The sequence below is a fragment of the Nocardioides litoris genome, from assembly GCF_006346315.1.
In the GTDB taxonomy this organism is placed as follows: domain Bacteria; phylum Actinomycetota; class Actinomycetes; order Propionibacteriales; family Nocardioidaceae; genus Nocardioides; species Nocardioides litoris.
Genome location: NZ_VDMR01000008.1, coordinates 91,215 through 116,713 on the forward strand (window position 1 = coordinate 91,215; position 25,499 = coordinate 116,713).

A 25,499-nucleotide genomic window follows, 5' to 3' on the forward strand; every position below is an offset into this window, starting at 1 on the left:
ATGGCCTTCGAGCGTGCGTGCGCGCCCGATGACGTCCCCACCGACGAGGGCCTCGCGGTCACCGTCGGGGCGTACGACGTCGCGGTCGCCCGTGACGGCGAGGAGTTCTTCGCCGTCCAGGACCTGTGCAGCCACGCGCAGGTCTCCCTGAGCGAGGGCGAGGTGGCCGACTGCTCCATCGAGTGCTGGCTGCACGGCTCCCGCTTCGACCTGCGCACCGGCAAGCCGACCGGCCTGCCCGCCACCGAGCCGGTGGCGACCTTCCCGGTGGAGGTCCGTGAGGACGGCCTCTACGTCGACACCACCACCACCCTGAACGGAGTCACCCCAGCATGAGCACCCTGGAGATCAAGGACCTGCAGGTCCAGGTCGCGACCGAGGACGGCCCCAAGGAGATCCTCAAGGGCGTCACCCTGACGATCGCCGACGGCGAGACTCACGCGATCATGGGCCCCAACGGCTCGGGCAAGTCGACCCTGGCCTACTCGATCGCCGGCCACCCGAAGTACGAGATCACCGGCGGCACGGTGACCCTCGACGGCGAGGACGTGCTGGCCATGTCGGTCGACGAGCGGGCGCGGGCCGGGCTGTTCCTGGCCATGCAGTACCCCGTCGAGGTGCCCGGCGTCTCGGTGGCCAACTTCCTGCGCACGGCCAAGACGGCCATCGACGGCGAGGCCCCCAAGCTGCGCACCTGGGTCAAGGACGTCAACAAGGCCCTGGGCGACCTCGACCTCGACCCGACGTTCTCGCAGCGCTCGGTCAACGAGGGCTTCTCGGGTGGCGAGAAGAAGCGCCACGAGATCGCCCAGCTCGAGCTGCTCGACCCCAAGGTCGCGATCCTCGACGAGACCGACTCCGGCCTCGACATCGATGCGCTCAAGGTCGTCTCCGAGGGCGTCAACCGCTTCCGCGGCCGCGAGGGCAAGGGCGTCCTGCTCATCACGCACTACACCCGCATCCTGCGCTACATCCAGCCCGACCGGGTCCACGTCTTCGTGGCCGGCAAGGTCGCCGAGTCCGGCGGCCCCGAGCTGGCCGAGGAGCTGGAGGCCAACGGCTACGAGCGGTTCCTGGGCGAGAAGGCGACGGCCTGAGATGACCGCGCCGTCCCAGCTGACCCTCGAGGGCCTGCTGCCCCAGCTCGAGGTGGTCCGCAAGGACTTCCCGATCCTCGAGCGGTCGGTGGCGGGCGGCCTGCCGCTGGTCTACCTCGACAGCGCCAACACCTCGCAGAAGCCGCAGTGCGTCATCGACGCCATGGTCGACCACCTCGAGCGGCACAACGCCAACATCGCCCGGGCGATGCACACCCTCGGGGCCGAGGCCACCGAGGCGTTCGAGGGCGGGCGCGACAAGGTCGCCGCGTTCCTCGGTGCCCCCAGCCGCGACGAGGTCATCTTCACCAAGAACGCCTCCGAGGCGCTCAACCTGGTCGCGAGCACGCTCGCCTTCCGCGGTCCGCGGCAGGTCGGGGAGGGCGACGAGGTCGTCATCACCGAGATGGAGCACCACTCCAACATCGTGCCGTGGCAGATGCTCACCGAGCGGACCGGCGCCACGCTGCGGTGGTTCGGCCTGACCGACGACGGCCGGCTCGACCTGTCCGACATCGACGAGCTCATCACCGAGCGGACCAAGGTCGTCTCCTTCACCTGGGTCTCCAACATGCTCGGCACGATCAACCCGGTCGCCGAGCTGACCCGGCGGGCCCACGAGGTCGGCGCGATCGTCGTCGTCGACGCCTCCCAGGCCGCGCCGCAGCTGCCGATCGACCTGCAGGCCATGGCGCCGGAGGAGCGGCCCGACGCGGTCGTCTTCACCGGCCACAAGGTCGTCGGGCCCACCGGCATCGGCGTGCTGTGGGGCTCGCGGGCGCTGCTGGAGGAGCTGCCGCCGTTCCTCGGCGGCGGGGAGATGATCGAGACCGTGCGCATGGAGCGCTCGACGTACGCGCCGATCCCGCACAAGTTCGAGGCCGGCACCCCGCCGATCGCCGAGGCGGTCGGGCTGGGCGCGGCGGTCGACTACCTGCGCGACCTCGGCCTCGACGACGTACGCCGCCACGAGCACGCCCTCACCGCCTACGCCCTCGACGGCCTGGCCACCGTGCCCGGCCTGACGGTCCTCGGCCCGCTCGACGCCGAGGGTCGCGGCGGGGCGATCTCCTTCGAGATCGACGGCGTGCACCCGCACGACGTGGCCCAGGTGCTCGACGCGCGCGGCATCGCGGTGCGCGCCGGCCACCACTGCGCCAAGCCGGCCCACGCCCGCTTCGGCGTGCAGAGCTCGACCCGGATGTCGTCATACCTGTACACGACGCCGGCCGAGATCGACGCGCTGGTCGAGGGGCTGCACTACACCCGTTCCTACTTCAAGCTGGACTGAGGCGATGAACGACCTCGACGCGCTCTACCAGGAGATCATCCTGGACCACTACAAGAACCCCCACCACGCGGGTCTGCGCGACCCGTTCGAGGCGGAGGTGCACCACGTCAACCCGACCTGCGGCGACGAGGTGACCCTGCGCGTCCACGTCGCCGACGGCACCGTGGCCGACGTGTCCTACGACGCCGTGGGCTGCTCGATCTCGCAGGCCTCGGCCTCGGTCCTCACCGACCTGGTCATCGGCAAGCCGGTCGAGGAGGCCATGGCCGTGCACGAGACCTTCCTCGCCCTCATGCAGGGCAAGGGCCAGGTCGAGCCCGACGAGGACGTGCTCGAGGACGGCATCGCGTTCGCCGGTGTCGCCAAGTTCCCCGCGCGCGTGAAGTGCGCTCTTCTGTCGTGGATGGCCTGGAAGGACGCCACGACCCAGTCACTGGAGGCCCAGTCATGACCGACACCGCACCCGACCACGCTGACCTGCCCGAGGTCCCCGAGGCCACCGGCGGAGCCGGTGGCGGCACCGCCACCGTGTCCGTCGACGACGTCACCGAGGCGATGAAGGACGTCGTCGACCCCGAGCTCGGCATCAACGTCGTCGACCTCGGCCTCGTCTACGACGTGCACCTCGACGCCGGCTCCAACTGCGTCCTCGACATGACGCTCACCTCGGCGGCCTGCCCGCTGACCGACGTCATCCAGGACCAGACCAACGCCGCGCTCGAGGGCCTCGTCAACGACGTCGCCATCAACTGGGTCTGGATGCCGCCGTGGGGCCCGGACAAGATCACCGAGGACGGCCGCGAGCAGCTCCGCGCCCTTGGCTTCAACGTCTGAGGCGTGAGGCTGCGGGGCACGAGCAGCCTCACGACCCGACGAGGTCGAGGGAGCCCCGCGGCTGAGCCGGCGAAGCCGCGACGGCGGCTCGAGACCTCCCGAGCCGCGCTGCTGGCCGGGCCTGGTCTCGACGACCAGCGGCCCGCACCCTAACTCGACTGACTCACTCGTGTTACGGTCCGCCGCATGTCTCGGACCCCCTCCCTCGCCGCCACCGCGGTCCTCGCCCTCGCGGCCACCACTCTCACCGCCACCACGGCCGGAGCGACGCAGCCGCTCGAGCGCGCGTCCACCGCGCAGGCCACGACACAGGCCGGCCCGCGGGCGCCGCACGCACCCCGGCCGAACGTCGTCTTCGTGCTCGCCGACGACCTCGGCTGGTCCGACCTCAGCACCGGCCGCACCAACGGCGACCACGGCAACGGTTTCGTCGAGACCCCGGGCGTCGACCGGCTCGCCGAGGAGGGCACGACCTTCGAGAACGCCTACGCCTCCTTCAACTGCGCGCCGACCCGGATGGCGCTGCAGACCGGCCGCTGGGCCGCCCGGCCCGACAACAACGTCTTCGCCGTCACCGACCTCAACCGCGCCGGCGACGACACGCTGCTGGTGGGCCCGGCCCAGGGCCGCGAGGACGGGCGGGAGGTCCTCCTCCCCGAGACCGTGACCGTCGCCGAGACGCTGCAGGACGCCGGCTACCGCACCGGCTACGTCGGCAAGTTCCACGTCGGCCGGTCGCCCGAGGAGATCGTCACCGAGCACGGCTTCGACGTGAACTACGGCGGCAGCTCCGCCGGCCACGCCAGCCAGTACTTCGCCAGCGACGGGACCTTCAACGACTCCGTCGCGCCGTCGCTCGACCCGTACGCCGCCGACTACACCCAGGAGTACGTCGACACCGAGCTCAAGCCCTGGGCGACGGGCGTCGACGACGCGGCGCTCGACGCCCTCGTCGGCACCGACAAGCACGTCTCCGACGCGCTGGCCGACGCCACGGTCGACTTCGTCGACGACAGCGCGGCCGCGCAGGCGCCGTTCTTCGCCTTCGTCAGCACCTACGCCGTGCACAGCCCGGTCGGCGACCGGCAGGCGCGCGCGGACCTGCTGGCCAAGTACCGCGCCAAGGCCGCCGGGCTGCCCGCCGGGTCGGTGCGGCCGGGGTACGCCGCCCTGGCCGAGGGCTTCGACCAGTCGGTCGCCCGGATCGTCGACCACCTCGAGACCACGCCGGACCCCCGCAACCCCGGCCACCCGCTCGCGGACAACACGGTCGTCGTCGTGACCTCCGACAACGGCGGTCGGACCGACCTCGGTGCCGACAACGGACCGCTGCGGGGCCAGAAGGGCGAGCTCACCGAGGGCGGCGTCCGCGTGCCGTGGATCGTGTGGAGCGACGCCGAGCGGCTCGTGCGCGGCGGCAGCACCCAGCGCTCGCCGATCGGCAGCACCGACCTCTACCCGACGCTGGCCGGGTGGGCCGAGGCCCGGCTGCCCCGTGGCGTCCCGTTCGACGGCGTCGACCTCGGCCGGGCGATCGCGCGGGGCCAGAGGGTCGACCGGCCGGTGTTCCAGCACGTGCCCGGCTACCTCGTGGACAGCGGCCGCGACCAGCGACCGGAGTCGACGGTGCGCTCGGGCCGGTGGAAGCTCGCCTACACCTACGAGGACCAGATCTGGCGCCTCCACGACCTCGAGGCCGACCCCGGCGAGCAGGTCGACCTCGCCGACCAGCGGCCGGCGGTCGTCGCCGACCTCGGGCGCGAGCTGGTGCGCTGGCTCGACCGCACCGACGCACCCCTGGCCACCCTGCGCGACGGTCGCGCACCACTGACGCTGACGGTGCGCGGCCTGACCTACGCCGACGACCACGTGACCCGGCACCCCCGCCCCGAGACCGTGACCGTGCAGCCGGGCCAGGAGGTGCCGCTGGTCCTCGCGCGAGGCTGAGCCGGCCGGGATCTGGCAGGGTGGGCGGGTGATCGAGGTGCGCCCGTACGAGCCGGACGACCTGCCGGTGCTGTGGGCGATGGCCCGGCTGCCCGACGCGGGTGAGACCGCCGACCCGTCGGTGCCCCTGCCCCTGCCGGCCCGTCGTACGCCGCCGAGCGGGCCGCCCGAGCTGGTCGACCCGGCCCGGGCGGTGCTGGCCGCGGGTGGCACCGCGCTGGTGGCGACCCGCGAGGGCCACGTGGTCGGGTTCGGCGGGCTGCGGGCCGTGCGTGACCGACCCCGGCTGGGACGGCTCGTGCGGATCCGGGTCCACCCGGCCGTGCGCCGGGTCGGCGCGGGCCGGGCGCTGATGGCCGCCCTCGAGTCGGCCGCGCGGCGGCAGGGGTTGACCGACCTCGTGCTCGACGTGGGTGACCACCAGCCGGAGGCGCTGGGGTTCTACCGCGCGCTCGGCTGGTCCGAGAGCTGGCGCGAGTCGAGCACCGAGTGGCACTGGCAGACCGTCTGGTTCCACCGCTCCCTCGAGCGCGACCACCTGACGGTCGAGGTGCGGCCGTGCGCCGACGACGCCGAGGCCGCGGCCGCCGACCGGGCGGTGCCCTCGCCGAGCGGCGCGCACCGTCGGCGGTGGGAGGAGCAGCGCGACGGCGGGGCGACCTACCTGCTGGCCTGGGACGGCCCCGACGTCGTGGGCCACGTCGTGCTCCGCGACCGCAGTGCCCACCCCGCCGTGCGCCGTGAGCTGGGGGAGCACCCGGAGGTCGACTCCCTGGCGGTGGCCGAGCGGGCCCGCCGCCGCGGCGTCGGGACGGCGCTGCTCGGCGCGGCCGCCGGGCGGGCCCAGCAGGCGGGGGCCACGACCCTGGGGCTGGCCGTCGAGCCCGACGACCAGGTGGTGACCTTGGTGCGACGGCTCGGCTGGTCGCTGCGACCGGGTCTCGCGCCCGTCGTCGACTGGACCTGGACCGACCACCGCGGCGTCGAGCACGAGGAGCGCGACCGCCTCGGCTACTGGACCCTCGACCTCCCCGGCGCCCGCGGCCGCTCGGCCGCATCGACGTGACCCAGGTCCTCGTCCCCACCGCCCGCTGGGCGCGCTGGGTGGAGAACTTCGAGCGCAGCCACGGCCCCGCGTCGTACGACGTGCGCGACGGCGCGCTGCACGGCGTCGCCGACGACGGGTCGACGGTGGTGGCCCGGCTGCCGCTCGGGGCGTCGTACGACGGGCCGGCGGAGCCGACCGCGTTCGTGGCGGCCGCGGGGGTGCCCGACGACTGGGGCGTGCTGCTGGTGCGCAAGGGCGGGTTCGCGATGGCCCGGCTCGCCGGCACCGCGCTCGGGGAGTCGAAGACCGGGCAGCGGCACGTGCAGGGCCGCACCAAGGCGGGCGGGCAGTCGCAGCAGCGCTTCGCCCGGCGTCGTGACAACCAGGCCCGCCAGGCCTACGAGGCGGCCGCCGACCACGCCGCCCGCATCCTCGGCGGGCTGCGGGGCCCGCTGGTGACCGGCGGCGACCACGGTGCGGTCGAGGAGGTGCTCGAGGACCCGCGGCTGCGCGGCGTGGTCCGGGTCGAGCCGTGGCTCGCGGTGCCCGACCCGCGCCGCTCGGTGCTCGAGGGCGCGGTCGCCGACGCCCAGGCCCTGGTCGTCGAGGTGGTCAACGCGTGACCGCCCTCCCGACCCGGCTCGACCTCCGGCCGATGGCGGCCGACGACGTCGACGAGCTGTTCGCGATCTTCTCCCAGGCGGCGATGTGGGCCTACGACCCGCCGGCCGTGCACCGCGCCCGGGAGCAGACGGCCGACTACGTCCGTCGCGCGGCGGCCCGCTGGGACACCGACGGCCTGAGCTACTGGACGGCCCGGCTGCGGGCGACCGGGGAGGTCGTGGGCTCGGGTGGCGCCCAGCGGCACGCCCCCGGCCACTGGAACCTCAACTACCGGGTGGCGCCGGCCCACCAGGGACGCGGGTTGGCGGGCGAGGTGCTGGCGGCCGCGCTCGACGCGGCGGCCGCCCACGACGCCGACGCCCCCTGCATCGCGTTCATCGACCTCGGCAACCCCGCCTCGTGGCGGGTGGCGCGGCGTGGTGGCCTGGCCGACCAGGGCCTGCGCCGGGGCTCGGTCGACGGCGTGGTCCGCCACGCGTGGGCCGACCGCCCGCTCGACGACGCGACGTACCCACCGGTGGAGGGCGCGTGACCCGGCTGCTGGTCCTCGCCGACACGCACCTGCCGAAGCGCGCCCGGGACCTCCCGGCCCCGGTCTGGGAGGCCGTCGATGCCGCCGACGTGGTGGTGCACGCCGGCGACTGGGTCGACGAGGAGACCCTCGACCGGTTGGACGCCCGGTCACGCCGGCTGCTGGCCTGCTGGGGCAACAACGACGGCCCCGGCCTCCGGGCCCGGCTTCCCGAGGTGGCCCGGGCGACCGTCGGCGGGGTGCGCTTCGCCGTGGTGCACGAGACCGGCGGCAAGCACGGGCGCGAGGCGCGCTGCGAGGCGGCGTACCCCGACGTCGACGTGCTGGTCTTCGGGCACAGCCACATCCCCTGGGACACCACGACCCCGCGGGGGCTGCGGCTGCTCAACCCCGGCTCGCCGACCGACCGCCGGCAGCAGCCCCACTGCACCTACCTGACCCTCACCGCCGCCGACGGCACGATCAGCGACGTCGAGCTGCACCGGCTCCCGCCCCGTCGTTGAGACCGGGCACGGACCCGACCGCGGCAGCGGGGCCGGGGTCAGCCGCGGACGAGGCCGACGCGCTGCACGGTCGACCCGGTGCGCACCCCGACCTCGGTGGACGGACGCCAGCGCGCGGGCAGGCGGTAGAGGGCGTACCAGGTGTACTGGCCGTCGCGCAGGCGCAGCGGCACCATCGTGGCGACCGACCGCCACGGCTTCCCGGGGCTGCGGACGACGAGCTGGGGCCGGCGGCGGGCGCCGGTCGTGATCGTCTCCACCCGCAGCCGCTGGCCGGGCCGGACGACGAAGCGGCCGGCAGAGTCGCGGGCGGCGCCGACGACGTACTCCTGCAGCTCGCGGTAGGTCACGGTGCGCGTGGCCACGTTGCCGGCGACGTCGACGGCGCGGACGGTGGCGCGGCGGGTGACGCGGTCGACGCGGGTTGTCTGCACGGTGCACGACGCGAGGCCCGACGTCGCGTCGGTGGCGACGCACAGCGGGCTGCGGGAGGGCCCGGCGTACACCGCGCCCTGGGCGACCCCCTGGACGACCAGCACCGGCGGGGTGGCGTCGATGCGGACCGTGGGCGTGCGCACGGTGACGGCACCACCGTCCTCGGCCAGCACCCGCACGGAGCCCGACTGCTGCGCGCCGTCGCCGCTGACGACCACGCTGGCCGGGCACGGGGTGACCAGGTGCGCGGTGGTCTCGGTGCAGGTGAGCGGGAACGACACCGGACCCCGCTGCCACTCGGTCGGGGCGGCGCCGCCGACCGTGGCCTGCGGGGCGTCGCGCACCGTGGTGGTGGCGGTGGCGGCGAGGTCGGTCGTGCCGGAGTACGTCGCGGTGAGGGTCAGCCGCTGCTCGGGCCGGAAGTCGAGGACGGTCCGGGTCGCGACGAGCCGGTCGCCGACGACGGCGGTCTCCTCCGGGACGTCCTCGCCGGCGTAGCCGTACTCGCGCGCCTTGAAGGTGACGGTGCCCAGCGTGCCGGGCGTGGTGGCGTAGCCGGAGGGCAGCGGCAGGCTCGCCGTCAGCGTGACCTCGCCGCTCGCGGTGCCGCTCACCGACAGCACCAGGGCGGGGTCGCCCTTGGCGACGACCAGTGTGCGGGCCGGGGAGGTCGAGCAGGACCAGACGCGGGGGCCGGCGTCGGGACCGCACGGGTCGGTCCCGGCCGGGACGGGGTCCGCGACCGGGTCGATGGTGACCGCGGCCCGGAGGGTGCGGGTGACGCCGGTCGTCGAGCCCGGCGGGCGCCAGGTCGTGGTCACCGGGAGGCTGGTGGCGCCGGCGGGCATCGTGAACCGCTCGGCCGCGACCGTGGTGCTCGTCTGCGAGGCCCCGCCCGTGGTGGGCTGGGCGGTGGCGGTGAACGTCACCGTGCCGCTCAGCGGCGGGGCCTGGTCGACGGTGCGCGGGACGGCCGCCACGGGCGGGGCGGTGACGGTGGCCGTGAGCACCTGCGGCGTGCCCACCTCGCCCGCGCCCGGGTCGAGCAGGGTCACCGTGGTCGGTCGGACGCGCACCGGGACGACCGCCTCGACCGGGTCGACGTCGTCGTACACGGGGTGGTCGGGCGCCACGGTGAAGGTGACGTGGCACTCCCCGGAGACCAGGGTCGTCACGGTGCCCGTCGCCGAGACCGTGCAGATGGACGGGGTGGTCGAGGCGACGGCCGCGTCGAGGCCGGCCGAGCTCGTCAGCGCCGGCGTCCACCGGCTGCCGACGGGGAGCTGGGCCGGGGTGACCGGGGCGGCGTCGAGGGTCTGGCGCCGCTTGTCGACCGAGAGCCGCAGGTTGCGGGCCGCGCTCGGTTCGTACTGGTCGGAGGACGGCGTGAAGGTGCCGCTGAGGACGTACTCGCCCGCGAGGTCGGCCTGCGCCGTCACGGTCGTGAGCATCGAGGTGACGGTCACGGGCCAGGTCACGGCGTCCGCCGGGGCGTCGCCGACCCGGGCCAGCGTGAGCCGGACCGTGCCGGTGACGGCGACGGGCGTCGTGGTGCCGGGCGTGCTGCCCGTGCCCGCCCCCGAGGACTCGACCCGGATCGTGAACGGCTCCCGCACGTCGACCCGGTCGGGCCCCACGAGGGTGAGCGCGGTCGGGCGCAGGGCCACCTGGAACTCGCGCGAGACCTCGTCGGCGGCCTTCCAGTCGCCACCCGGGGAGGCGGGGGCGTTGACGGTGACCGTGCAGGTGCCGGGGCGCAGCAGCCGGACCTTGCCGTCGCTGCCGACCGCGCACCGGGCGGGGCTCGTGTCGGCGGTGACGGCCAGCACCGGGCGGGCCCCGGACGGCCCGCCGACCAGCCCCGGGGCCGGGTCCCAGGTGTCGCCGACGTACGACGCGTCCGAGGGCGGCGCGGGGGCGAGGGTGACCCGCTGGGTGCCCGGGAGCACGCTGAGCGTGCGGGTGAGGCTGGAGCCGGCGACCTCGTCGGCGGGGAGCGTGGGCACGAAGGCGACCCGCGTCGGGAGGGTGCCGGTGCGGTCGGGCACCAGGGCGAAGTCGGCGCTGGTGACCGGCGCGCCGGCCTCGTCCTCGGGCACCGAGATCGTGATGCCGCTGTCGGTGGTGAGGGTGAACCGGCCCGGCACCGGGCGCCCGCTGGCGGTGGTGCTGCGCACCGAGATCAGGTGCTCCTCGCCGACCACCGGCTGGGCGACGGTCTGGGCCGCGAGCGAGACCTGGGACGTGGTGCCCGCGACGGTGACCGTGACCGGGTCGCTCGGGGGGGAGGCGTCGTGGTCGGCGTCGGCGCCCTGGCGGAGGGTGAAGGTGCACGCGCCGTCGTGGTCGAAGGTGATCACCTGGGCGGCGTCGGGCCCGCCGACCGAGCAGACGTCCACGGACCCGGTGGCGACGGTGGCCAGCACGGGGGCCGACGACCCGCCGCCCACGGCTCGCACGGACCAGGTGTCGAGCACCGCGGCCGTGGCGGGCGGGTCGACGGCGCTCACGACCTGCGGGGCCGGGGCGACGGTGAAGCGGCCGTCGGAGCTCGGCGCCTGGACGGCGTACGCCGCGGCCGGGCTCGCGGTGAAGGTGGGCACGACGCGGTAGGTGCCGGCCCGGGTCGGCTCGAAGGCCAGCGACCGCGTGCTGCCGGTCCACGTGGTGTCGGCCTCGTCGTCGCTGCCGGCGGCGGGCGTGACCCGCTCCCAGTCCCCGGGATCGGCGCCGGTGCCGCGGACGAGGCGGTCCACCGCGAGGTGGCCGCTGCCCGGGACGAGCCCGGCGAAGACGGTGTCGCGCGCGGTCGCCGAGACCAGGGTCGCGCGGCCCACGGTCGCGGACGTGGGGGTGACCAGGCGCAGCCGGAGGGGCAGGGCCTGGACGGAGAAGGTGATGGTCCGCACCGGCGACGCGGCCTGCTGGCCGGTCACGGCCTCGCGACGGGCGTCGACCACGCAGGTGCCCGGGGTGTCGAACCGCACCGCGGCGCCCCTGACCGAGCAGTGCACGGCCTGGTCGGGACCGGGCCGGGCGGTGAGGGTGAGCGCGCCGGTGCCGGTGCCCGTGAACTCCGGCTCGAAGGTCCGGGTGGCCCAGGCGGTCGCCGGCTTGGTGGTGTCGTCGAAGAGCAGCGTCTGTGGCGCGGGCTGCGCGGTGACCGACTGCTCCGAGGCGGGCTCGGGCGGGGTGATCGCGTCGTACTTCTGCGGGTTGGTGGGCCGGTAGGTGACCACGACCCGCTGGGTGCCGGCCGCCGCGACCGTGTAGGTCGCCGTGGCGGTGCCGGCCTCGTCGTTGCTGGCGAGCACCGGGGCGGGCGCGTCGGGCAGGGAGAGGGTGACGGTGCCCGGCGCCGGCGTGCCCCGCTCGCGGCCGGGGGAGTCGTCGACCACCGCGACGCGGACCACGACCTGCTCGTTCCAGAAGAACGGCGACGGCGCGGTGCTGACGACCACCTTGACCGGCCGCCTGGCCGAGGAGAGCGGGACGGTCACCGGCGTCGCGTCGAGGAAGTTGCCGTTGCCGGCCTGGCGGAGCGTCACCGTGCAGGTGCCGGCCCGCTCGAGCGTGACGCGCACGGGCTGGCCGGCGACGGGGGCGGCGACCGAGCAGGGGGCCCCGCCGGGCACCGAGCCGGTCACCGGGTTGCCCGAGCCGCCGCCGGTGGCGTGCAGCTCGAGGACGTCGCCGACGCTGCCGGAGCCGGGGTCGGTCGGGTCGGTCGTGATGGTCTGCGGCGCCGGGGTGACGGTGACCGTCGCCGTGCCCTCGTCCTCCTCGTACACCCGCTGCTCGGCGGTGGTGGGCACGAAGTGGGCGGTCAGCGTGGTCGTCGGCACGACCGGCAGCGACGTCAGCGTCGTGGTCGCGACCCCGTCGGTGAAGGTCAGGGTCCGCGGCGTGGCGAGGATGCCCGGGGCGCTCAGCGTGCCGGTGCCGTCGAGCAGGCGCACGGTGGCGCGGTCGTCGCGGACCCGCACGGTGAGGGCCAGGGACGCGCCGTACACCGTCGAGGTGGTGGCCGGGCTGACGGTGACGGTCACCGGTCGCAGAGCCACCGCGATCGGACCGGTCTGGACCGAGACCGTGTCGTAGCGGTCGGTACCGGCCATGGTGGCGGTCACCGTGCAGGCGCCCTGGCCGACGAAGGCGACGGTGCTGCCGGTGGCCGTGCACACAGCGGTGTCGGAGGTCGTGTAGACGACCGGGCCGGCGGCGGCGTCGGTGACCACCGTGGGCGTCCACGTCTCCCCGGCGTACGCCGTGGTGGGCGGCGCCTGCGCGCCGGTGCCCCACGCCAGGGCACGGGTGAGCTTGTGGACGGTGACCTCGAGGGTGGCCGGGACGGCCGCTGCGTAGCCGCCACCCCCGGGGTGGGCGGCCTGGAGCCGGCAGGGGCCGGCGGCGACGTAGGTGACCGTGGTGGTGCCGGTGGCCACGGTGCAGGTCGCGGGGGTGAGGGAGGTGAGGACGGGCTTGCGGGCCGTGCCGTCGGCCTCGGTGGCCGGGGTGACGGTCGCCGCAGCGGTCCAGGTGCCGTCGATGACCGCCCGCGGGGGCGTGCCGAAGGCGACGGTCTGCGGCAGGTCGTCGATGGTGACCTCGGTGGTCGAGGTCGTGGTGGTGTAGGCGCTGGTGGGCGTGGGGGTGATGGTCGCGGTGACCGCGAGCCGGCCGGCGGCGGCGGAGCTGATCGTCCGGGTGGCGACGCCGTCGACCCACGTGACGTCCTCGGGGCCGGACGTGCCCGGGGTGGCCCGCTCGTCGCCGAGCAGGATCGTGCCCGCGCCCGCGACCTTGGCGGCCGGGGCGGTGCCGCCCGAGGTGTCGGTCGCGGTCACCGTGACCGTCACGGTGTCGCGGAAGCGGTGCGGGTCGCTCAGCGTGACCGCGAGGGCGACGGTGCGGGCCGCGACGGTGAACGTCACCGCGGCGCTGGTGCCGGACGCCGACTCCTCGGCGACGCCCGCGACCGTCGCGGTGGCCGTGCACGACCCGGTGGCGCGCAGCTCGATGGCGGCGCCGCCGGTGGTGGGGCGGCACACGCCGGGGGTGCTGGTCGCGTAGGTCGCGGTGCCGCCGGAGTCGGAGGTGACCGCCGGGGTCGCCGGCACTCCCACGACGGCGCCGGTGGGCGCGGTCATGGTCACGGTCTGGGCCTTCAGGCCGGGGGTGACCCCCACGTCGTCGGTGGCCCGGACGAAGACGGGGCCCTCGGCCACCGTCGCCGTGACCGTGCACAGGCGGGCCTTGAGGTAGGTGACGGTCGTGCCGGACACGCTGCAGGCCGCGGGGTCGGTCGGGACGAGCGTGACGGCGTCGGTGCCGATCGCCCCCGTCGTGGCGGTCACCACGGGCGTCCAGGTGCCGCCGACGACGGCGGCGGTGGTCGGGGCCGCGACCTCGATCGTGCGGGCGGCGCGGACGACGTCGTAGGCGCGGGTGGCGGTGCCCTCGGTGTTGCCTCCGGTGCCCGGCACCGTGACGGTCACCGAGCACGACCCGACGGTGTTCAGGCGCACCCGCTTGCCGTCGGCCGTCGGCTCGCAGACCGTCGCCGGGGTCGAGGTGAAGCGGGCCGAGGACGGGGCGGCCGTGGTGACCGGCGGGGTGCGCGTGGTGCCGGCCACGAACGGCCCGCCCGCGGCGGCGTCGAGCTCGTCGAGGGTGACGGGTTGCGGGGTGGCCGCGTCGGCGGCCAGGGCCGTGGGGACGACTCCGACCGACAGGAGTCCCACGACGACCGCCCACGCGAGGGCCCCGGCGAGCCGGGCGCGCGACCGGGCGGTCACGGGCCGGCCGGGTCGGTCGAGGTGCCGGTGCCGCCGTCCGGGGCGACCGGGTCGGGCGCGGGCGCGGGCGGATCCGCCGGGGCCGCCGGGGCCGCCGGGGCCGCCGGCGCAGCCGGGGCGTCGGGGTCGGGCTGGAGCACGACCGGGGCGGCCGGTCCCGGCGCGGAGACGGTGACGACCTGGGTGGCCGGGCCCCGGGCCCACGTGCCCTCGATGATCCAGGACCCGCGCGGCAGGTCGAAGGTGGCGGTGCCGGAGCCGGTCACCACCTTCGAGGAGACGGCGGGCACGGGGTGGCGCTGGCCCGGACCGGGGGTGACCGTGACGGTGGCGCGCTCGGTGGCCGCGAGCCCGCTGACGCTGACCGGCACCGAGGCGGTGCGCTCGACGGCGGTGGGAGCGAAGGTGCCGCCCGGAAGCTGGCCGGTGGCCGGGGTGACCACCCACCAGGGGGCGTCGGCGGCCGAGAGCACGGGCGTCACCGTCCAGGTGCCCGGCTCGACCCAGATGGAGCCGCCGTAGGCGTCGGGCACGGTGATGTCGGGTCGGCCGGCCCGCTGCACCAGCAGCGAGACGGGGCTCGGCTGCAGCGGCGCGCCCGGCGTGGTGGTGAACCGGTAGGCGAGCTCGGTGGCCGAGCTGGTCCAGTCGAGGGTGATGTCGCCGGAGCCGGTGCGCGGCACCTCCAGCGACCCGCTCGGGCAGCTGAGGAGCGGGTCGCCGGCGCCGGGTGCGCCGGTGCTGACCTGCACGGTGGGGCCGGTGAGCGGGCCGTAGTGGCGGGGGGCCTGGACGACCTGGGCGTCCCAGCAGCCCCAGCGCAGCTGGGGGACGACGGCGGTGACCTGGCCCGCGACGCCGGAGAAGGGCACCGTCTGGGCGCTGCCCGGCGTCGACCCGACCGGGACGAGGCGGAGCGTGCTGCCGCGGACGTCGTCCCCGGCCACCGGGGCGGTGATGGTCGCGGTGACCTTGCGGGAGGCCGGGACCAGCGACAGGTCTCGGGTGACCTCGCCGCCGGTGCCCAGGGAGAGCGTCGTGCGCGCGACCGCGCCGTAGCCGTCGGCGGCGACGTCGACGTAGTAGCTGCCGTTGGGGACGCCGTCGAGCCGGTAGCGTCCGCGCGCGTCGGTGGTGGTGGTGAGGTCGGTGCGCGACCCCGACTTCGCGGGGCCGTCGGCGGGGCACAGGTCGGTGCCGGTCGTGGTGCAGGTGAGGGTGACCCGCACGTTGGGCACGAGCAGGCCGGTGCCGGTCTCGGAGGCCACGCCCTTGAGCGCGCCGGTCACCCGGGTCACCACGACGCGGGCGCCGGTGCCGGTGGAGCCGGGCGCGACGTACACGCTCTGGGCGGTGGAGGTGACCAGGTCGGTGCCGGAGACCTTGATCCACCAGTAGCCGGGGACGAGGTCACGGATCGTGTAGGCCGTCGCCGGCGCGGTCGGCGCGGTGAGGGGGATGCCGGAGGTGTCGGCGGGGTCGCGCAGCAGGGTCACCGTGGCGCCCCGGATCGGGTTGTAGCCGTCGGTCACCTCGACCGACAGGTCGGTCGGGACGGCGAACTGGTCGACGTCGGCCCGGGTCACCGCGCGCGGGGCGACGTCGACCACGGTGCCGGCCATCGCGCCGGTCGGTGCGGCCGGGTCGGCCTCGGGGCTGCGGAGGCGGAAGCCGACGGCTGTGGGGGCCGTGAGCAGCCAGGTGCCGTCCTGCAGGCCCGGGGTCTCGACGGTGCCGCTGAGGGTGAAGCGCCCGTCGGCGTCGGTGACGGAGGAGAACGCCGGGGTCTCGGCGACCGCGGTGCACCAGGTCGTGCCGTCGGTGCCGTCGGCGGTGGCCGTGCACTTCCGGGCGGTGACCCGGCGTCCGACCAGCTTGTCGAAGTGCTGCACGGTCTGGCCCTGCTTGTCGTAGACCGCGCGCAGGGTGCCACGGACCAGGCCCAGCGGGGTCAGGGTCAGGGTGCAGTCCACGGTGTCGCCCGGGTCGACCGAGATGCGCCGGGAACCTGTCGGGCCGCACGACAGCGCGGCGTCGCCGACCGCCGCGGGCGGGAGGGTCGTCGTCGCCGAGACGTGGCCGGGGGCCTTCACGCCGAGCACGTACGCCGTCGGGCTGCCGGCGACGACGTCGGTGAGGTCGACCGTGCCGTCGGCACCCGTGGTGCCGGTGACGTGGTCGCGGGAGGCGCCCGGACCGGCGGTGGTGCTCGGGGTGACCCGGGCGCCGGCGACCGCGATCGGGTCGCTGGGGTCGCCGCCCACGACCGTCAGGTGCACCGTCGCGAGGTGGGGCAGGTCGAAGGCGCCGTCGGTCCCGCACGTCGCTGCGCCGAGGTCGCAGGTCACGGTGCGGGTGACCGGGGCGTAGCCCTCGGCGGCCACCGTCACGCGGTAGGTCCCGGGCACCGCCGCCGTGCCGGCCCGGACGGCCGTGTCACCGTCGTAGCGGCCCGCGTCCTGCCACCGCAGCCGGGACGAGCCGTCGGCGGCCGTGGTGATGCCCGCGGTCACCTCGCGGCCCGTGGGGTCGGTGACCTGCACGCTCACCGTGGCGGGGTCGAGCGTGGCGGTCGGCACGGCCCGGACCGGCAGCGTGGCGGGCACGAGCGCCGGGAAGAGCTCGACGTCGTTGACGACGCCGGGCTGCAGGGTCCGGCGGCGCACCGTGCGGGTCTCCCAGCCGGCCGCCGAGACCGTGACGCTCTGCATGGCCGTGGTGGCGAACGACGTCGGGGCGCGGCTGCCCGCGGCCCACGAGCGGCAGGTGGTGGAGGTCGGCTCGGACATGATCCGCGAGCCGATGCCCCAGCAGCCGTCGGTGGTGGAGGTGAGCTCGACGGTGTCGGTGCTGGTGGCCTTGCCGGCGTCGTCGAAGCCGGTGGCGCCGACGAGCACCACCTGTGCGCCCGGGACGGGCCGGTCGACGCCGCGCACCGCGCCCACGACCCGCCCGACGAGGGCCGTGACGGGCTCGGTCAGCGGCAGGCGACGCTGCACGGTGGTGTTGGTGCTGGTCGTGACCGCCGCCTGGCCGCCGTTGACACCGCTGACGCCGCGCACGGTGTAGGTGCCGGTGGGCAGGCCGGTGATCGTGACGCGGCCGTCCTCGCCGGAGGTGCCGATCGTGGCGGTCGGCGGCTCCGGCGAGAGGACGGGCTTGACGCCCTCGGCCGGCACGAGCACGTCGTCGTCGGTGCTGCCGGCCGGGCCGGCGGCGGGGCGCAGCACGGTGAGCACCGCCCGGCCCAGGCGCTGGAGCGCGACGGGGTACGGCTGGGTGCCGCGGCGCAGGTCGAGCACGGCCGGGCCCGACGGCGCGACGTACTGCTTGTCGACCGGGACGACGGTGACGGTGTAGGCGCCCTCGAGCGGCACCTCGACGCGGTAGTCGGCGGTCCCGTCGGTCAGTGCCGCGCACCAGGTGCGCCGGCCGGTCTCGAGACCCTGGTTGGCGTGGCCGCCCGCGGTGCAGGCGTCGGCGTCGTCGGCGGGGCCGTCGGGGTCGCCGCCCGCGACGGGCCGGCCGTCCTCGATGGCCTTGCGGCACTCCTCGACGGAGTGGTCGGCGCGGGCTGTGCTGGTGGACTCCACCCAGATGCAGGTGTCGGGCAGCGGGTCGGTGTTGGGGGCGCCGTCGGTGTCGGCCAGCGAGAGCCGTCCGACCAGCGCGGGCACCGGGACCATCTCGGCCACCGGGGCGGTGGTGACCCGACCCTCGGCGACCTCCACCGGTACCGAGGTGGTGACGTAGCCGGGCGAGGAGACCTTGACGGTGTACAGGCCGGCGCGCAGGCCGCCGGTCGGCGGGAGCGAGTAGCCGCCGTCGGCGGGGAAGTCGTCGGTCCACGTGACGGGCACCTCGGTGCCGCCCGGGCCGGGCACCGTGGTCGTCAGGGTGGCCCGCAGGCAGTCGTCCTGGCAGGTCAGCGGGGTCACCGGGTCGGTGGAGGCCGCGGACCCCGACACGGTGGCGGTCGACGGCTGCCCGCCGCCGATCCGCGGGACGAGGGAGACGGTGGTCGAGCCCGAGGCCGGGCCCGGCTGCACCCGGACGGTGCGGGTCCAGGCGTCGTAGCCGAAGTAGTCGGCCGAGAGCGTGTAGACGCCGGGCGCGACGCCGTGGAAGCCGAACGTGCTCCGGCCGCCCTCCTCGGGCGTCGAGGAGGTCGTCTTGTAGGTGTGGTCGTTGTTGGCCAGCGTCAGTCCGGTGGCGGCGAGGACGGTGTCGCCGGCCCCGGCCCGGGCCGATCCCCGGCGTACGGCACGGGCCGAGCCGGCCTCGGTCTGGCCGCCGACGGAGCCGACGACCGAGCCGGTCGAGGTGGACAGCGTGACCGCGCGCAGGTCCTCCGTCGCCTGGCCGCGGCGGAGGTCGAGGGTGCGGCTGACGGGCTGGTAGCCGTCGGCGGTCAGGGTCACGGTGTAGCGGCCGGGGGCACGCACCCCGGGCACGAAGAAGCGTCCGGGGCTGCCGTCGGTCAGCGACGTCGCGGTGTGCACGGTGTCGGACCCGTCGGAGACCGAGACCTCGACACCGCCGAGGCCCTGGGGCTGCCCGTCGTCGCCCATGACCACGGCGCGGCCCTTGACCAGCGCGACGCCCGCCGCGAGCTCGAGGTCGGCGCGGCCCTGCCCGCTGGCCGCGAGGTCGACGGTGGCCGCCTCGGTGCTCATGTCGTGGGCGGTGGCGCTGACGACGTAGGTGCTGGGCGTGGACAGGCCCGTGACCCGCCAGGTGCCGGTCTCGCCGCGACCGCCGGGCGAGGTGCTGCTCGTCGTGATCGAGGTGGTGCCGTCGCTGATGGTCACGCTCGCGCCGCCGTACGGCGCCCCGTCGGGTCCGCGGACGGTGCCGGAGAGCACGCCCTCGCCCGGGGCGAGGGAGACCTCGAGGGGCTCCTTGGCCGCCTCGGAGGCGCTGTCGACGACGAACCGCTGGGTCTGGTAGCCCGCCTTGGCGAAGGTGAGCAGGTAGTAGCCGGGGGCGGTGACGCCGGCGAAGGACCACGCGCCGTCGGCGGCGGTCTGCTCGCTCTGCGCCGAGCGCGCCTCGGAGGGGGCGACGGCGGTGAAGGCGGCGGGACGCAGGCCGTCGGAGTCGAGCGCGTCGGGGTCGACGCCGACGCCACGCCCGACCATCTCCTCGTCGACGAGGGAGCGGGGGTCGAGGGTGACGGTCACACCGTCGGGTGCGGACCCGAGCACGGTGCCGGCGAGCTGGACGCCGTCGTCGGAGCCCGCGCCGGCACCACCGTCGCCCGCCGCGCCCCCGTCGGCACCCCCGTCGGAGCCACCGTCGGAGCCACCGTCGGAGCCACCGTCGGCGCCCGCGCCGCCGTCGGCCGCGCCGCCGTCGGCTCCTGCGCCGCCGTCGGCCTGGGCGGCCTGCTCCTGCGACGACTGCCGCACGCGCTCGCTCAGCTGGGGGACCAGCACGAGCACCGCGGCGATCCACACCACGACGACCGCGGCGATGGCGACGAGCTTGAGCCCGGCCGGACCGACGACGGTGCGCTGGGTCAGCGCGCCCTCGGCGACCCGGGAGGTCGACTGGGAGTGCGCGGTGACGTCGAAGGGGTGGCGGTGGCCGTAGCCGACCAGTCGGGGCCGGCGGACCGAGGCCTTGGCGCGCACCCGCACCTCGCCGTCGGGCGGGACCTGGACCGACGTGCGGCCGAGGCGGACCCGTCCGTTGCCGGGGTCGCGGGCCACCAGGCGCACGTCGGCGGTGCCGCCGCCGCTGTTGCGGACCACGACGGTGAAGCGGCGCCCGGAGACCGCGGTCAGCTCCTGCGGCTCGAGGCTGACGTCGACGCGGGCACGGGGGTTGACCACGAGCGTGGTCTCGGCGAGGCCGGTGGCCTGCTCGTCGGCGGGGGAGCGCCCGGTCGCCGGGTCGACGGCCTGTGCGGCGACGGCCAGCGGGTAGCCCGCGGGCAAGGTGCCGGCGGGCGGGGCGAGGGTGAGCACCACGTCGGCGTGCTCGCCGGGGGCCAGCACGCCGGTGCGCACCGGCGCCGACAGCCAGGCCGGGTCGACCCCGACCGCGGCGACGGCGAGCACCCGGGGGCCCGTGGAGCGGTTGACGACGCGGACGGCGAGCTCGGCCGTCGCCCCCGCGGCCACCTTGGTCGTCGGCGCGACCGCGACCGCGGGGCGGCGGTCGGGACCGGTGGTGCCGGCGGGTCCTCGCTGGTCAGCCACTGGACACCTCGAGCTCGACGGACTTGGTCTGGCTGCGGTCGACGGTGAACGTCGTCGAGGCGCGCGCCGCGCCACCCGCCGTACGGCGGACGACGGCGACGTAGGACTGCGGGGCGTCGACGTCGGTGAAGGAGAAGACGCCGCCCGCCTTGGTGGTGGTCGTGCGGTAGGGCGTGCCGGGGTACTCCGAGGACCGGTACAGCTGCACGACCCACCCGGTGCCGGCGCCCCGCACGACCCCGTCGACCGCGGCCGGCTGGTCGAGCACCAGGTCGCGCGAGAGGTCGTCGTCGCCGGCGACCACGGTGACGGTCTGGGAGACGGGCGTGGTGCCGTTGCGGCTGGTCTGCAGGGTGTAGGTGCCGGGCGGGACGGAGTCGAAGCGGTAGGCGCCGACGCTGCCGGCGGGCACCGAGGCCGACACGACGCTGAACGTCGCCTCGTTGGAGACCAGGCGCACCTCGGTCTCGCCCACCCGCTCCTTGGGTGCGTTGCGCGCCGGGCCGGTGCGCTGGCTGACGACGCCGGCGATGGTCGCCGAGGACCGGCTCAGGTCGACCGCGACCCGGCCCCGGTCGTCGACCACCCCGCCCTCGCCGGTCACGACGCCGTCGCCGGAGACGGTGACGGCGACCGTCTGCGGCGCGAGGTCGTCGCGGCTGAAGGTGATCGTGTAGGAGCCCGGGACGGGCAGGCCGGTGACCTTCCAGGAGCCACGCGCGGTGCCGTCGGCGTCGGCACCGTCCTCGCCGTCGTCGGGGACGGAGGTGGCGGTCTGCACGGTCTGGGTGCCGTCGGTGACGGTGACGATCACGCCCGCCGCCGTGCTGGCCAGGCTCGAGCCGGGGTCGCGCAGGCCGACGGACCCGGTCAGCGAGCCCGACGACCGGTCGAGCACGACGTCGACGCCGTCGAGGGCCTGGCCGTCGCCGAGGCCGATGGTGAGCGTCTGGGAGGCGTAGCCGTCGAGGGAGACGACCAGGGTGAAGCTGGCCGGGGTGGGGAGCCCGCGCACGGCGAACGCGCCCGCCTCGTCGCCGGTCAGCGACATCGTGGTCACCGAGGTCTGGCCGGCGCTCGCGGTGACCGTGGCGCCCTCGAGCGGCTGGCCCGCCGAGGCCACGGTGCCGGTGATGACGCCGTCGCCCTGGCGCAGGGTGATCTCCACGTCGTCGCGGTCCTCGCCGGCGGTGACGTCGATGCGCTGGGTCGAGGTGGCGTAGCCGGGCTTCTCGACGATGAGGTCGTAGACGCTGGGGGAGGGCACGTCGGTCAGCTCGAAGGTGCCGTCGGAGCCGATCGGCACCGACTTGACCGTCGCGCCCTGCGCGGCGACCGCGGCGGGCGACGGCGCGCCGACGGACCCGACCGTCTGGGCCGGCGGGGTGCCGCTCGGGCCGGCCGCACCGCCGAGGAGGTCGAGCGGCCGCTTGAGGGTCAGGGTGGCGTTGGAGACGTCGAGGCCGGCGACGGTGCCGGAGACCGTGGCCGGGACGCCGCCGAGGGTGACGTCGAGGCCCTCGCGGCGCGCGCCGGACTCGAGGGTGACGGCCTCGGCGTCGGCGGCGTCGACGGCCTGCGGGAACCACAGCTGCACGAAGCCGGCGCCGCGGAAGCTGACCTTGTAGTCGCCGGCGGGCAGGTCGCCGACGCCCCACGTGCCGTCGTCGGCCGTGGCCGCGGTCAGCAGCGGGGCCTCGGTGTCGTCGGCGGCGAACACGCTGACCTCGACGCCCGCCACGGGGGCGCCGGAGGTCAGCAGCGAGACCGCGCCGGCCATGCCGGAGGTGCCACCGGCCTGGCGGGCGCCGCTGGCGGCCGCCACCTGGAGGGCGAGGTCGCGGTCCTCGGCCGACTGGGTGACCAGGCGGGACAGGGCGACGGTGATGACGATCGCGAAGACGGTGACCGCGACGAGCAGGCCCACCAGCCCGATCGGCCCGCGGGAGAGCGCCGCCCGCTGCACGAAGGTGGCCTGGGCGTGCGGGGTGACGTCGTCACCGACCCGGGCCCGCGGCGTCGAGCGCCGGGCCATCTTCACCTGCAGGCGGTCGGCCGGGTCGGCCGGCGCGTCGGCGGCCGGCGCCGCGGGCTGGGCCGAGGCACGGTCGAGCGCAGCCGACTGGGTCGGGTCGAGCACGAACAGCTCGAGCGGGCGGACGACGGGGTTGCCGGTGAAGGGGCGGCGAGCGCTCGCCCGCACGTCGACCATCGCGTGCTCACCGGGGGAGAGCGTGACCGTCGGCGGGGTGAAGACGAAGTGGACGCGGTCCTCGGGGTCCTGGCCGTGCAGGCGCCCGTCGAGCACGGTGTTGCCGTCGTTGGCGACGACCACGCTGAGCCGGGCCCGCCGGCCCGCGGTGACGGCCATCGGGTCGCAGCGCACCAGGACCGCCGGCCGCTCGGGCACCGAGAGGACGACGTCCTCGACGACGCTCTCGTGGGGCGGGGTCAGCTCGCGCACCTGGACGCTCACGCGGCGCTCGCCGGCCGACATGCCGAGCGGCACCTCCACGGTGACGAGCACCGTGCGGGACTCCCCGGGGAACAGCGAGACCTCGGCGTCGTCCATGGAGACCCAGGAGGGGTCGGCGCCCAGCACGCGCACGGCGTAGCCGCCGATGACGTCGCCGGTGTTGCTGATGGTCACCGCGATCGGCTGGGCGAGGCCCGGCACGAGGTCGAAGTGCCGGGGGGAGACGTCGACGTGCACCTCAGCCCCCCGGTCCGAGCTCGAGGACGGTGTCGGAGGTGACGCCCGGGACCACGGTCACGATCGCGGTGCGCTGCGCGAGCCCGTCGGCCCGGGCCGTGACGCTGTAGGTGCCCGGCGGCAGGTCGGCGACCTCGAAGCCGCCGGCCCCGCCGAGGCTGCCCGGACCGCCGGTGGTGGCGCTCCAGCTGCCCGAGCCGTTGGTGATCGTCACGACCGCGCCCTGCACGGCCGAGCCGTTCTGGCGGCGTACGACGCCCGCGACGCTGCCCAGCTTGGTGTCGAGCTGCACGGTCAGCTCCGGCGGCTGGCCGGAGGCCTCGAGCCGCACGGGCACGGTGGTCGGGGCGTAGCCCTCGGCGGTGAAGGTGAGGGTGTAGTCGCCCGGCGCGGCCAGCCCGTTGAGGCTGAAGCTGCCGACCTCGCCGGCGGTGAGCGTCGTGGTGGTCGGCACCGCGACGGGGGTGCCGTCGGTGCCGGTGGTGGTCTGCGCTCCGCCGACCGTCAGGGTCGCCCCGCCGACGCCGGTGCCGTCGGGGGCGAGGAGCCGCCCGCTGAGGCTCCCGGTGCCCTTGGACATCTCCACCGCGACGCTCGTGTCGCTCTCGCCGGCCTCGAGGTCGACGATCTCGGTGGTCGAGCCGTAGCCCTCGGCGCCGAAGGTGAGCACGTAGGTGCCCGGCGTCGGCAGGTCGCCGAGGGTGAACGCGCCGACGGAGCCGACGGTCGGGGTGATCACCGAGACCGCCTGCCCGTTGACCGTGGTGCTGATGGTGACGCCGCCGACGGCGTTGCCCAGCGTGTCGCGCACCGTGCCGCCGATGACCCCGGAGTCGGAGCTCGGCACCACGCTGGGCTGGCTGCGCTGCTCGCCGCCGTTGACGGTCGTCGTGAGCGTCTTGGTCTCGTAGCCCTCGGCGCTGAAGCTGAGCTCGTACGTCGCCGGGGCCGGCAGGTCGGCCAGGGTGTAGGATCCCGAGGCGTCGGTGACGTCGGTCGCCACGACACCGACGCTGCTCGGCACGTCGAGGGCGCGGGCGGTGACGGTAGTGGGCACGTCGGCGAGCGCGGAGCCCTCGTCCACCGTGCCGGAGATCGAGGCGGGCTTGCCCGCGACGGTGACGGTGGCGGCGTCGGTCGTGCCGCCGGGGGCCACGGACACGCGCTCGGCGGCGCCGCGGCCCTTGGCGAAGCGGTACCAGACCTTGGTGAACCCGTCGGCGGCGTACTCGAGGCGGTAGTCGGTGGGGAACAGCCCGGCGAGGGTGTAGGTGCCGTCGGCCTGGGTGGCGGCGGAGCTGACCAGCACGGGGCCGTCCTTGCCGTCGCGGTAGGCCTTGACCAGGATCCGCCCGACCGGGGCGCCGTTGCTGCTGGCCACCACGGTGCCCGAGACGGTGCCGCCGACGCCCGGCGGGACGATGCCGGTCTTGGCCAGCGTGCCCGGAGGGGAGCCGCCGTCGGCGACCTGGCGGTAGTCGGTGACGAACATCGTGGGGACCGCGGTCTTGGTCACCGGGTCGCCGGCGAAGACCTGCGTCAGCCCGAGCAGGAACACCGAGGCCCACAGCCCGACGATACCGAGCAGGATGAGCGCCGTGAGCAGCCCGCGGCTGACCATCGGACGCTGCCGCAGGACCAGCGAGGTCTGGGCGGTCAGGTCGGGGGCGCGCTCGGTCTCGGTGTCGCCGTCGGCCGCCGCGAGGGTCTCGGCCTCGAGCTCGGTCATCGCCGGGATCGAGTGCGTGCGGCTGGCGGTCAGGTCGACGGTGGCGGTGCGGTCGACCTCGGCCCCGGTGACCATGCGCGGGCCCTTGAGGGCGGCGATGACGGGGGTGCGCGCACCGGGCTGGACGCGCAGGCTGCGGGGGTTGAAGCGGACCGTGCTGCGGCCGTCCTCGAGCGAGGCCGACAGGGTGACGTCGAGCGCAGTGTTGCCGGGGTTCTCGACCTCGAGGAGGAACCGGCCGGCGCGGCGCGAGCGGATCGTGCGGGGGGTGCGGTGCAGGCGCACGGCCGGGTGGGCCGAGACCGACAGGTCGAGGTCGAGGTGCTGGGTCGGGGCGCCCGTGCCGTGGGAGACCGCCTCGACGGTGATCGGGTGGCTGCCGGCGCGCAGCGTGCCGGGCACGGCGATGCTCAGCCGGATCCGCCCGGTAGCGCCGGGGAAGAGCGGGAGCAGCTGGGGCTCGACCACCACGGTGGCCTCGGGCAGGCCCAGCACGTGGGCCGAGACGCCGTCGATCAGCTCACCGGTGTTGACGACGTCGACGTCGACGTCGACGGTGCTGCCCGGCTCGACCTGCAGGACCCGGTGCTCGGTGGCTAGACGCACGCGCTCACCGTCCGTCGCCGGGGTGCACGGGAGCGACCGCGGCGGGCGGAGCTGCCGGTGACCGAGCCGTGCACGAACTACCTGCCCTGGTGGTGACGGATGTCTGGACCACCGAACCCTAGGGTCGCCGGCGGCC

14 protein-coding genes are annotated in these 25,499 nt (G+C 75.7%); 10 read left to right on the forward strand and 4 right to left on the reverse strand.

The annotated features are described in order from the left end of the window. The 10 genes from FJQ57_RS18405 to FJQ57_RS18450 all read left to right on the forward strand — a co-directional run bounded on the left by FJQ57_RS18405 (position 1) and on the right by FJQ57_RS18450 (position 7,876). The gene (locus FJQ57_RS18405) at positions 1-336 is read left to right on the forward strand and encodes a non-heme iron oxygenase ferredoxin subunit (protein WP_139983152.1); all 336 of its coding nucleotides are present in this window, start codon (positions 1-3) and stop codon (positions 334-336) included. Beyond that, on the forward strand, positions 333-1,097 hold the full coding sequence (gene sufC / locus FJQ57_RS18410; protein ID WP_139983153.1) for a Fe-S cluster assembly ATPase SufC: 765 nt from the start codon (positions 333-335) through the stop codon (positions 1,095-1,097). Before FJQ57_RS18405 ends, sufC begins: the two co-directional genes overlap by 4 nt. Before the next feature lies 1 nt (position 1,098). Further along, positions 1,099-2,388, forward strand: coding sequence for a cysteine desulfurase (locus tag FJQ57_RS18415; RefSeq protein ID WP_139983155.1), 1,290 nt, complete (start codon positions 1,099-1,101; stop codon positions 2,386-2,388). 4 nt (positions 2,389-2,392) lie between these two features. Further along, positions 2,393-2,839: a Fe-S cluster assembly sulfur transfer protein SufU gene (sufU, locus tag FJQ57_RS18420; RefSeq protein WP_139983157.1), complete on the forward strand. Its 447-nt coding sequence runs from the start codon at positions 2,393-2,395 to the stop codon at positions 2,837-2,839. Continuing rightward, entirely contained in the window at positions 2,836-3,222 is a 387-nt protein-coding gene (locus FJQ57_RS18425; protein WP_139983159.1) for a metal-sulfur cluster assembly factor, read from the forward strand. Before sufU ends, FJQ57_RS18425 begins: the two co-directional genes overlap by 4 nt. A gap of 186 nt (positions 3,223-3,408) precedes the next feature. Next, positions 3,409-5,169, forward strand: a complete 1,761-nt coding sequence (locus FJQ57_RS18430) for a sulfatase-like hydrolase/transferase (RefSeq protein ID WP_139983161.1) — start codon at positions 3,409-3,411, stop codon at positions 5,167-5,169. Between the two features lie 28 nt (positions 5,170-5,197). Next, a complete protein-coding gene (locus FJQ57_RS18435) occupies positions 5,198-6,235 on the forward strand; it encodes a GNAT family N-acetyltransferase (protein WP_139983163.1) in 1,038 nt (345 codons plus the stop codon). Continuing rightward, positions 6,232-6,840 carry an acVLRF1 family peptidyl-tRNA hydrolase gene (locus FJQ57_RS18440; RefSeq protein ID WP_139983165.1) on the forward strand — a complete coding sequence of 203 codons (609 nt, stop codon included), beginning with the start codon at positions 6,232-6,234 and terminating at the stop codon, positions 6,838-6,840. The genes FJQ57_RS18435 and FJQ57_RS18440 overlap by 4 nt, the downstream gene beginning before the upstream one ends. Then, complete coding sequence (locus FJQ57_RS18445) at positions 6,837-7,373, forward strand: GNAT family N-acetyltransferase (RefSeq protein ID WP_139983167.1); 537 nt, start codon at positions 6,837-6,839, stop codon at positions 7,371-7,373. Before FJQ57_RS18440 ends, FJQ57_RS18445 begins: the two co-directional genes overlap by 4 nt. Further along, complete coding sequence (locus FJQ57_RS18450) at positions 7,370-7,876, forward strand: metallophosphoesterase family protein (protein WP_139983169.1); 507 nt, start codon at positions 7,370-7,372, stop codon at positions 7,874-7,876. The genes FJQ57_RS18445 and FJQ57_RS18450 overlap by 4 nt, the downstream gene beginning before the upstream one ends. 38 nt (positions 7,877-7,914) lie before the next feature. Here FJQ57_RS18450 and FJQ57_RS18455 read toward each other — a convergent pair whose 3' ends face one another. From FJQ57_RS18455 to FJQ57_RS23665, 4 genes are read right to left on the reverse strand one after another with little or no spacing between them, the layout of a single operon-like run. Further along, positions 7,915-14,109, reverse strand: coding sequence for a hypothetical protein (locus FJQ57_RS18455; RefSeq protein ID WP_139983171.1), 6,195 nt, complete (start codon positions 14,107-14,109; stop codon positions 7,915-7,917). Next, entirely contained in the window at positions 14,106-20,315 is a 6,210-nt protein-coding gene (locus tag FJQ57_RS18460) for a carboxypeptidase regulatory-like domain-containing protein (protein ID WP_139983173.1), read from the reverse strand. Before FJQ57_RS18460 ends, FJQ57_RS18455 begins: the two co-directional genes overlap by 4 nt. Beyond that, positions 20,308-23,028 (reverse strand): carboxypeptidase regulatory-like domain-containing protein, encoded by a 2,721-nt coding sequence (locus FJQ57_RS18465; RefSeq protein WP_139983175.1) that lies wholly within the window; start codon positions 23,026-23,028, stop codon positions 20,308-20,310. The genes FJQ57_RS18460 and FJQ57_RS18465 overlap by 8 nt, the downstream gene beginning before the upstream one ends. 1 nt (position 23,029) lies before the next feature. Continuing rightward, positions 23,030-25,363: a carboxypeptidase regulatory-like domain-containing protein gene (locus FJQ57_RS23665; protein WP_139983177.1), complete on the reverse strand. Its 2,334-nt coding sequence runs from the start codon at positions 25,361-25,363 to the stop codon at positions 23,030-23,032. Positions 25,364-25,499: the final 136 nt, after the last annotated feature.

Excerpts from the sequence above, each read along its gene's own strand:
- FJQ57_RS18415 (WP_139983155.1), top strand. The coding sequence starts at position 1,099 with ATGACCGCGCCGTCCCAGCTGACCCTCGAGGGCCTGCTGCCCCAGCTC.
- FJQ57_RS18430 (WP_139983161.1), top strand. The coding sequence starts at position 3,409 with ATGTCTCGGACCCCCTCCCTCGCCGCCACCGCGGTCCTCGCCCTCGCG.
- FJQ57_RS18425 (WP_139983159.1), top strand. The coding sequence starts at position 2,836 with ATGACCGACACCGCACCCGACCACGCTGACCTGCCCGAGGTCCCCGAG.
- sufC (WP_139983153.1), top strand. The coding sequence starts at position 333 with ATGAGCACCCTGGAGATCAAGGACCTGCAGGTCCAGGTCGCGACCGAG.
- sufU (WP_139983157.1), top strand. The coding sequence starts at position 2,393 with ATGAACGACCTCGACGCGCTCTACCAGGAGATCATCCTGGACCACTAC.
- FJQ57_RS18405 (WP_139983152.1), top strand. The coding sequence starts at position 1 with ATGGCCTTCGAGCGTGCGTGCGCGCCCGATGACGTCCCCACCGACGAG.